The 10,467-nt window shown below is 48.6% G+C and carries 7 protein-coding genes; 1 reads left to right on the plus strand and 6 read right to left on the minus strand.

The genetic code is table 11. The features are described from left to right. Nucleotides 1-224: 224 nt before the first annotated feature. The 3 genes from P7M01_RS10325 to asnB all read right to left on the minus strand — a co-directional run bounded on the left by P7M01_RS10325 (nucleotide 225) and on the right by asnB (nucleotide 7,870). Entirely contained in the window at nucleotides 225-1,631 is a 1,407-nt protein-coding gene (locus tag P7M01_RS10325) for an FAD-dependent oxidoreductase (RefSeq protein WP_317483562.1), read from the minus strand. Between the two features lie 93 nt (nucleotides 1,632-1,724). Next, nucleotides 1,725-6,191 (minus strand): glutamate synthase large subunit, encoded by a 4,467-nt coding sequence (gltB, locus tag P7M01_RS10330; protein WP_317483563.1) that lies wholly within the window; start codon nucleotides 6,189-6,191, stop codon nucleotides 1,725-1,727. Between the two features lie 104 nt (nucleotides 6,192-6,295). After that, nucleotides 6,296-7,870 carry an asparagine synthase B gene (asnB, locus tag P7M01_RS10335; protein WP_317483564.1) on the minus strand — a complete coding sequence of 525 codons (1,575 nt, stop codon included), beginning with the start codon at nucleotides 7,868-7,870 and terminating at the stop codon, nucleotides 6,296-6,298. Between the two features lie 560 nt (nucleotides 7,871-8,430). Between asnB and P7M01_RS10340 the strand changes: the two genes are divergently transcribed. Next, entirely contained in the window at nucleotides 8,431-8,562 is a 132-nt protein-coding gene (locus tag P7M01_RS10340; protein ID WP_202936404.1) for an IS3 family transposase, read from the plus strand. A gap of 154 nt (nucleotides 8,563-8,716) precedes the next feature. Here the strand turns inward: P7M01_RS10340 and P7M01_RS10345 are convergent, their stop codons facing one another. The 3 genes from P7M01_RS10345 to P7M01_RS10350 all read right to left on the minus strand — a co-directional run. Further along, on the minus strand, nucleotides 8,717-9,517 hold the full coding sequence (locus P7M01_RS10345; protein WP_317483566.1) for a hemagglutinin repeat-containing protein: 801 nt from the start codon (nucleotides 9,515-9,517) through the stop codon (nucleotides 8,717-8,719). Nucleotides 9,518-9,547: 30 nt separating this feature from the next. After that, on the minus strand, nucleotides 9,548-9,826 hold the full coding sequence (locus P7M01_RS10390) for a hemagglutinin repeat-containing protein (protein ID WP_394853442.1): 279 nt from the start codon (nucleotides 9,824-9,826) through the stop codon (nucleotides 9,548-9,550). A gap of 227 nt (nucleotides 9,827-10,053) precedes the next feature. Continuing rightward, a partial coding sequence (locus tag P7M01_RS10350) for a hypothetical protein (protein WP_317486341.1) occupies nucleotides 10,054-10,467 on the minus strand: 414 nt, incomplete at its 5' end.

The following is a 10,467-nucleotide window of genomic DNA, read 5'->3' on the forward strand; positions in this document are numbered from 1 at the left end:
TCAAACGTAAAGAAGTGGCGCGCGTTAACATGACGCCGCATCCGGTGGAATTCGAGTTGTATTATGCCTAATCCGGCATGATGAATTAAAAAGAGTGGGAAATTCCCGCGCTTTTTATGTGAAGAAAAAACTCGTCAAAAATCGCCCGCACTTTTAACAAAAAAATATAAAAAAACGCTGAAACCGTCCGTTTTCAGCGTTTTATTTATTGCCAGCGGCCGATTTTATACCGCTAGAAATTCCATGATACTCTGCGCCGCTTCGCGTCCTTCTGCGATTGCGGTGACAACTAAATCCGAACCGCGGGTAACATCGCCGCCGGCAAAAATTTTCGGATTGGCAGTTTGTTGTTTCAACCCGCCGTTGCTCTCGATACGGCCCCGTTTATCCGTTGTTACGCCGACGGACGTCAACCACGGCATCGGGTGCGGAGCGAAACCGAAAGCGACGATAACCGCATCACAAGGAATGATTTCTTCACTTCCTTCAATTACTTCCGCTCTGCGCCGACCGTTAGCGTCCGCTTCGCCCATTCGGGTTTTGACGATTTTAATACCGCTCACTTTGCCCAGCGCGTCCGTTTCAATTTCAATAGGTTGCGCATTAAACCGAAACTCGACGCCTTCTTCTTTGGCATTGTGATATTCTTTTTTCGAACCCGGCATATTGGCGGCATCGCGACGGTAAACGCAAGTCACCTCCGCGGCATTCTGACGAGCGGCCGTCCGCACGCAGTCCATCGCCGTATCGCCGCCGCCGAGCACCACCACCCGTTTGCCTTCCATGCTGACATAATCGGGCGCACTGAAACCGAGCAAGTGCTGCGTATTGCCGATCAAAAACGGTAAAGCGGAATATACGCCTTGCGCTTCTTCGTTCGGAATATCCGCTTGCATGCCGCGATAAGTTCCCACGCCGAGAAAAACGGCATCGTACCGCTCCACCAATTCATCCAAAAGCACATTTTTACCGATTTCCGCACCCAATTCGAACTTCACGCCCATTTCGCTAAAAATCTCGCGCCGTTTGCTCATGACGCTTTTTTCCAGTTTGAACGCCGGAATACCGAAGGTGAGCAAACCGCCGATTTCCTGCTGGCGTTCATAAACGGTCACATCCACGCCGTTGCGGATCAACACATCGGCACAGCCCAAACCCGCCGGACCGGCGCCGATCACCGCCACTTTTTTGCCGCTTTTCGGAATATTTTTTACGCTCGGTTTCCAGCCCATGGCGAAGGCCTTTTCGGTGATATATTTTTCCACGTTGCCGATGGTGACCGCGCCGAATTCGGCGTTCAGCGTGCAATCACCTTCGCATAAACGATCCTGCGGGCACACTCGTCCGCAGACTTCCGGCAGGCTGTTGGTGGAATGCGCCAATTCCGCCGCTTCGATAATACGCCCTTCATTGGCAAGCCGCAGCCAGTTGGGGATATTGTTATGTAACGGACACTTATTCTGACAATAAGGATTGCCGCATGCCAAACAACGATCCGCCTGCGATTGCGCCTGCGCTTCGGTGAACATTTGGTAAATTTCGATAAACTCGGTTTTTCTTGTATTTAGCGGGATTTTCGGCGGATCCACGCGCGGCAAATCGATAAACTGATAAACATTTCCACGACCCATTTTTTCTTCCTTCAATTCTGATCTTCCGTTTCGTCACTTCGCACTTCAACCCTAAAAGTGCGGGCGATTTTTGTTAGGTTTTTTTCTGGCTTCTTATTGCGTCACTTCGCGCAATTCACTGACGCTGCGGCGTTTATGTCCGAGCAAAGCGTCAACTTCATTGGCTTTCGGTTTGACTAACACGAATTTCTCCACATAACGATCCCAATGACTGAGAATTTGTTCGCCGATACGGCTGTGGGTTAATTCCACATGGCGGGCGATAAGACCGCGCAAGTGTTCCTGATGAGTGGCTAATTCGACAATACTCAGACCTTTGACCAATTCGCCGTTAATGCGGCTGCGGAATTTGCCGTCCACGTCCAGCACATAAGCAAAACCGCCGGTCATGCCCGCGCCGAAGTTAATTCCGGTTTTACCGAGAACGGTCACTACGCCGCCGGTCATATATTCGCAACCGTTATCGCCGATGCCTTCCACTACCGCCAATGCGCCCGAATTCCGCACGGCAAAACGCTCGCCGGCGCGGCCGGATAAGAACAACTCGCCGCCCGTGGCGCCGTACAGACAGGTATTACCGGCAATGGTCGCTTCTTCCGCTTTAAAGGATACGCCGTTGTGCGGTTTAATCACGATACGGCCGCCCGCCATGCCTTTGCCCACGTAATCGTTAGCGTCGCCCGTCAAATTCAGCTGCACGCCGCCCGCCAGCCAGACGCCGAAACTTTGTCCTGCGGTGCCGGTCAGATTAATGTTAAACGTTTGTAGCGGATTGCCGCGATTGCCGTAACGCTGCGCGATAATGCCCGATAATGTGGCGCCGACGGAGCGATCCACATTGCTGATATCCAAATCCATTTCACAGCAAAGCCCGTTCTGCAAGGCTTCCTGCGCCTGTTCAACAATCGCCTTATTCAACAGCCCTTTATCAAAAGGCGCATTATTTTGCGTACAATAAGGCGCGCTGCCTTGCGGGACGATAGGCGAATAAAGCAATTTGGTTAAATCCAGACCGCGTTGTTTACCGCTGCGACCGTCGATAATTTCCAATAAATCCGTACGACCGATAAGATCCGTCAGTTTTTCCGCGCCAAGCTGCGCTAAAATCTCACGCACGTCCTGTGCGATAAATTTAAAGAAGTTCATCACTTTCTCGGGCAAACCGTGATAATGCTTGCCGCGTAAGGTTTCATCCTGCGTAGCAATACCGGTTGCGCAGTTGTTTAGGTGACAAATCCGCAGATAACGACAACCTAACGCCACCATCGGTCCGGTACCGAAACCGAAACTTTCCGCGCCTAAAATCGCCGCTTTCACAATATCCAGGCCGGTTTTTAATCCGCCGTCCACCTGCAAACGCACTTTATGGCGCAGATTATTTTCGACCAAAGCCTGCTGCGCCTCGGCTAATCCGAGTTCCCACGGCGATCCGGCATATTTCACACTGGATAACGGGCTGGCGCCGGTGCCGCCGTCATAACCGGCAATGGTAATTAAATCCGCATAGGCTTTCGCGACGCCGGTGGCGATGGTGCCCACGCCCGGTAAAGACACCAATTTCACCGAAATCAACGCTTTCGGATTGATCTGTTTCAAATCGAAGATCAATTGCGCTAAATCTTCAATGGAATAAATATCATGATGCGGCGGCGGTGAAATCAGGGTGGAACCCGGCACCGCATAGCGTAATTGGGCGATATAAGGCGTAACTTTATCCCCCAGCAACTGACCGCCTTCGCCCGGTTTTGCGCCCTGCGCCACTTTAATTTGAATCACTTCCGCGCTCATTAAATAGGCCGGCGTCACGCCGAAACGACCGGAAGCCACCTGTTTAATTTTGGAGACTTTTTCCGTGCCGTAGCGTTTCGGATCCTCTCCGCCTTCACCGGAGTTGGAATAACCGCCCAAACGGTTCATCGCCGTCGCCAGCGCTTCGTGCGCTTCAGGGCTCAACGCCCCGATGGACATCGCCGCGCTGTCAAAACGTTTATACAGATTTTCCGCCGGTTCCACCTTGTTCACGTCTATCGGTTGAGTATTTTCGGTTTTCAGACGCAACATATCGCGGATAGTCGTCACCGGTCGGTTATTCACCGCATCGCGATACCGTTTATAGTTTTCATATTCTCCCGAATTCACCGCAGCCTGTAACGTATTGACCACTTGCGGATTGTAAGCGTGATATTCTCCCTGCGGTTTAAATTTCAGATAACCGCCCATTTCCAAGTCCTGACTGCGTCGCCAGGCGCGTTGACGCGTCATGCCGATTTGTTGATGCAAATCATCGAAACAGGCGCCTTCGATACGACTGGTTATGCCCGGAAAACAAAGCGCGGTTACCTCGGAATTCATCCCCACCAATTCGAACAGGCGCGCACAACGATAGGAAGAAATGGTGGAAATCCCCATTTTCGACATAATTTTGTACAGCCCTTTATTGATGCCGTTGCGGAAATTCGCCATCACCACCCGCAACGGTTTGTCAATGGCGCCGGCTTGCACCATGTGCGCCAGGCTTTCATACGCCAGATACGGATAAACCGCCGTCGCCCCTAAACCGATTAAAACGGCGAAATGGTGCGGATTACGCGCTTCGGCGGTTTCAACGATAATATTGGTATCGCAACGCAAATTCGCTTCTACCAGACAATTCTGCAACGCGCCCACCGCCAGCGCGCTCGGAATCGGTTGACGATCGGCGGCGATGTTGCGATCGGAAATCACCAATAAAACTGTGCCGTTTTTGACCGCACTTTTCGCCTGTTCGCACAGATTTTCTATCGCCTGTTTAAGATTCATTTCATTGGGGTTATAAACGGCGTCCAACAGGCTGTGTTTATAATGTTCCGCCGGCAAACGTAAAATTTGCTGCATATCGGAATAAAGCAGAATCGGCGATTTAAAATTCACTCGATGAGACATGCCTTCCGCTTCGAAAAATACGCTCATTTCACGGCCGATGCTGGTGGAAAGCGACATTACGTGCGCTTCGCGCAACGGGTCGATAGGCGGATTAGTCACTTGTGCGAAATATTGGCGGAAATAATCGAACAGCACGCGCGGACGTTCGCTCAGCACCGCAAAAGGCGTGTCGTCGCCCATTGAGCCGACGGCTTCCTGGCCGTTTTCGCCCAGCACGCGCAAGATGCTTTCCAGCTCTTCCTGATCATATAAAAACTGCTTCTGGTATATTTTTAAGGTATCCGCATCCATCGCCGCTTCGCCGATTTCATTTTCCGGTAATTGCTCGAAAGGAATTAAACGGCGTACGTTTTTATCCAGCCATGCGCGATAAGGATGGCGCGCCTGCACTTCTTTATCGATTTCATCGGAATGCAAAAGTTTACCTTGCTGCGTATCGATCACCAGTAACTGTCCCGGCCCGACGCGGCCCTTTTCCACCACTTCGTCGGGAGCGTAATTCCAAATGCCGACTTCGGACGCCACGGTAATCAGCCGATCTTCGGTAATCACGTAACGCGCCGGGCGCAAACCGTTGCGATCCAAGTTACAAGCCGCATAACGTCCGTCGGACAGCACGATTCCCGCCGGACCGTCCCAAGGTTCCATGTGCATGGAATTGAAATCATAGAAAGCGCGTAAATCATCGCCCATATCCGGGTTATGCTGCCATGCGGGCGGAACCAATAAGCGCATGGCGCGGAATAAATCCATGCCGCCGCACACAAACAGTTCCAGCATATTGTCCAGCGAACCGGAATCCGAACCGCTTTCGTCCACAAAAGGTGCGGCGCGCTGTAAATCGGGAATCAGCGGCGTACGATATTTATAAGCCCGCGCTCTTGCCCATGCGCGGTTGCCGGAAATGGTATTGATTTCACCGTTATGCGCCAAATAACGAAACGGCTGCGCTAATTTCCAACGCGGTTGAGTGTTGGTGGAAAAACGCTGATGAAACAGGCAAATCGCCGATTGCATGCGCAGATCCGCCAAATCCAGATAAAACTTCGGCAAATCCTTCGGCATGCACAAGCCTTTGTAAATAATAGTTTGATTGGAAAAGCTACAAATATAAAAATCGGGATGATCGATACGCTTCTCGATACGACGACGGGCAATAAACAAACGACGCTGCAAATCCTGCACCCGCCAACCGCTCGGCGCGTTGATAAACACCTGTTTGATCACCGGCATATCCGCCAGCGCAATCGAACCCAACACCGCCGCATTAATCGGTACGTCGCGCCAATAGGCGATACCTAAAGTCTCTTCGGTAATTTCTTCATTGATAATCTGAATATAGGCTTTCGCCAGTTTTTCGTCTTGCGGTAAAAAAATTTGTCCCACGCCGAAATTGGCGGCCAGCGAAAAACCCTGTTCCGCGGCGATGGTACGGAAAAAACTTTCCGGCATTTGTAACGATAAACCGCAGCCGTCGCCGGTTTTACCGTCCGCTAAAATCGCGCCGCGATGCTGCATTCGGGATAAGCCTAAAATCGCATTGCGTACGACTTTATGGCTTTGTACGCCGTCAATATTGGCGATAAGCCCGAAGCCGCAATTTTCACGTTCCAAGGAACGATCATAGAGCATTGTCATAATTGTCTTCCTGCAAAATAGAGTAAAAGTAAAATTGCGTTTGATGAAAAGTGCGGTGAAAAAACGTTTAAAATTTTGCCCGCACTTTTCGTGATAAAAATAAATTATTTGCCGCTGTCGCCGTAGTTGCCCAACACGCGCGCGCTCGGATCGTTTACGTTGCAGCCTTCCCATGCTTTGTTCGGCATCCAGAAGTCTTTGATCCAATGCGCCCGGCCCGGATAGAATTTCTCAAAGATATCGCGATACAGCAAAGATTCTTTGGTAAACGGCGTGGCGTACGGATATTTATCCTTCGCCTGCGCCAGTTCTTCATCGGAATATTGCGCCTGTGCGTAAGCTTTCAGATGATCCACCATGGAATGCCCTACGGCGTCGCTGAAGGCGGCTTTTTCGCGGTAAAGAATGCTGTCGGGTAAATAATCCGCCCCTTCAAATGCCTTACGCAATAAGAACTTACCTTTGTTATAGCGGTTCATTTTGCGTTCCGGGTTAATGCGCATGGCGTAATCCACAAAATCAATGTCGCCGAAAGGCACGCGCGCTTCCAATGAGTTGGCGGCAAGGCAACGATCGGCGCGCAACACGTCATACATATATAACTCGCGAATGCGCTTTTGCGCTTCCTGCTGAAACGCCGCCGCACTCGGCGCAAAATCGGTGTATTTGTAACCGAAAATTTCATCGCTCACTTCGCCGGTCAATAACACTTTCAGATCGGTATTTTCACGGATATATTGGCACACCAAATACATGCCGATACTGGCGCGTACGGTGGTAATATCCCAGGTTTCCAAATGCCAAATCACTTTTTCAAGCGCCGCCAGCACATCGTCTTTGGTCATTATCACTTCGGTATGTTCCGCGCCTAAAAAATCCGCCACTTCTTTGGCATATTTCAGATCAATGGGATCAGTATCCATGCCCACCGCAAAGGTTTTAATCGGTTTATCGGAATGTTTCTGCGCAATGGCGCAAACCAACGAAGAATCCAAGCCGCCGCTTAACAGAAAACCCAACGGCGCATCCGCCGTTAAACGTTTAATCACGCCGGCTTCCAATTTTGCCCGCAGATTTTGCGCAATGGTTTCCACGTCCTGCTCCGATACGGTTTTCGGATCGGCGATATCGTTATAACAAACGAATTTACCGTCGTGATAATAATGTCCCGGCGGAAACGGCGCCACTTCACGACAAAACGGCACTAACGCTTTAGCTTCCGAAGCAAAGGCAATGCAACCCTGCTGATCATAACCGTAGAACATCGGACGAATGCCGATAGGATCGCGTCCCGCCCAGATTTCACCGCCGTCCACCAACACTACGGCGAATTCCGCATCCAGCATTTTCATCATAATTTCAAACCCGACGCGCTGATATAACGGAATCAGCACTTCACAATCGCTGCCGGAATGAAAAGCATAAGAACTTTGCAGCATGGCTTTCAATTGCTCGTAGTTATACACCTCGCCGTTGCAAATCAATTGAATCCCGTCGTGTTGAAAAGGTTGATTGCCGTTGCTGCTTAAATCCATAATGGACAAGCGGTGAAATCCCCAAATTCCGTTTGGTTCCACCGTTAAACTTTGATGATCGGGACCGCGATGAATAAGCGAATCAAAGCCTTGTTGCAATTCCGCGGTTAATTGCTTGGCCGATGAAAACATAAACCCACACATAACTTATCCTTAGTTTTAGTTTTAAATTGAAATACAGTTTGAATAAAAATCACAGAAAATCAATTTTTAGTGAAATAAATTTACCAAAAAAGCTAATTTAATTATAATTCATCTAAATAAATTGCAAAATAATAAAATATTTTTTAATAAAAATGAGATTTGTGCCATTTTGATAATCCTGAACCGTTTCGACTATAACCATAATTCGGAAAAGTGCGGTCAATTTTCAGCTCGTTTTTTCCTATCAAAAAACGTTCGAAATTTTGACCGCACTTTGATCCGCCCCGAAACCGGACACTTAATTTGAGGGGCAGAACGCCACGGTACTTCGCATTCGGTGGTCATCGCCAGGCTAAAAGCCTTTCGCGAAAGAGGGATAAATGGGGAAAATCGCCGGATGCCCGACCTGATAAACTAACGAAAGTCACAGGCCAACATAAAAAAGACGGAAATTGACCTGCCGGAACCGACGGATTAGCCAATTATTTACACCGACCAGGGTGTACTTTAATGGCACAAAGAATGGAGTAAAAATATTAGAAGGCAAGACGAAACAAAGCATGAGCCGACGCGAAAATTGCTATGATAATGCGGTAATTGAAAGCTTTTTTGCAATTTTGAAATCGGAATGTTTTTATCATCGGCATTATTCATCGATAGTCAAATTGCAAGCCGGCATTGAAGAATATTAGATGTATTACAAATACGGATTTAAAAGACCTGAGACCTGCACAATACAGAGCTCAGTATTTAACTAACCTGTCCAACTTTTGGGGCAGATCAGTCGCCCATAATTTCCATAGACTTACTTGAACTCACGCTGAGCGAAATTTTAACATCGCTATTTCAGCTACTACCGTTTGATGTCGTACCGTTTAACACGCCTGCCGCCGCACTGCCGTCAAATGCCATTTCCGCCAATTTCGCCTGTTGTGCCGCTTTCAGCGCATATAACGCCCGCAAACGCGGATTCTCTGCCCGCTTCGCCGCTTCCACCGTATGCACCGCCGCCACCGCCATATCCGTCACCGGCGAACTAAAGGCCACCGTCAGCCCCGATTGTTTGTATTCGTGCTGCTCGGAGGTGTGAATCACATCTTTACCCGCTTCGATATTCAGCGATTGGCCTTGAATGTCAATCGTGCGGTTATCTGCCGCGATAATATCCGTTCCCAAGACTTGTGCATGATTTTCTGCCTGAATGTGAATATCGCCGTTCAAACTGCCCACCACCGCTCGGGCATCGGATTGTGTCCAACCTTCGCTGGCGTAATTGTGTTTTTCCGTTCTGGAGCCGATAGTCACGCCTATACCGCCCGTGCCGAATACGCCGGATTTTTTAGTGTATTCATAATTTTCTTCATAAACATGATTCGTGTCGGCGGTAACGGCAATATCTTTCGCTTGAACACTCAAATCATGCTTCGCCACCACATCGCTGCCCGCAATCGTCACATTGCCCTGTGCGGAAGAAATTTCAATACGGTCCGCATCCAACTGCGAACCCTGCGCTAAATCATAATCATGTTCGTGTTTTTTAATGGTTCGACTATGGCTTAACTCGCCTTTCGATTTGCTGGTCGAACCGCTGGCTATCCGTTCCAGGCTTCTACTTGCCTGAACACGAATGTCCCCTTCGGAAGCTATCTGTAGGGCGCCTTCGTTGTGTAAAAAAACCTATGATAGCGCGCGTCTCCCGACGCGTGCTCTAATGAAGTTACTACAACAGACTGGTGTTAAAAGCACGCGTCGGGAGACGCGCGCTATCAAGGGGCTTTCGATGGTAAGGTTGCCGCCGATGTCCGCATTCAGTTTGTTCGCATTCACCACTGCACCACGTAATTCAGTGTTCTGTTGAGAACGAAGGCTTACCCTGTCGCCCTTAATATGCGTGTTCACCTGGGTCACCGTGTCGCTGTTTTCCCGGCCTTTGCCGATAGCGACCGCACTCTCTATGCTGACGCTACTTTTTTATTTTTCTTTTAGCTAAAGTATATATTAAATCTAATATTGCTAACGGTAAAAATAACGGCAATGTGGCTTTTAATGCATCCATAAATGCAGAATTATTCCAATAATATTCACCAAATTTTATATATGCATATATAGTAAAAAGAACATCTCGACAAAGAATAAGCCCTAAGTACAATGATATAAATAATATTATTACTCGTTTAAGGAAGTTACTTACCATACTTAGCCTCCCACTGCTTAATTTTTTCTTTTAAAAGAACACTATCACCTCCATATTCTCCGATGTAATTAGATGTTACAGGAGAAATAATTTTATTTAATGGTAATTGAGTCTGTGCTTTCGCTGCTCCATGTGCTACAACGGTTCCAGTTACACCAGTTATTACACTCCAGCCATAGTCATTAACATTATCCGTAGCGAGTACATTTAAACCGACATTAATGTAAGCTTGCTGTAATAGCTTCTTGTCTCTAACAAAAACAGCCGACATTTCAGCTTTAAGAAGGTCATAAGGATCATAAGGTCTGTCCTGAGACAGCTGATACCCGATATTTGCAATCGCCGTAGCACCCATTTCCGTTAACAACGGATATTTTTCAATCGCTTGACCGACTTTCGGTAA

The organism is Exercitatus varius (assembly GCF_029577735.1).
GTDB lineage: Bacteria > Pseudomonadota > Gammaproteobacteria > Enterobacterales > Pasteurellaceae > Exercitatus > Exercitatus varius.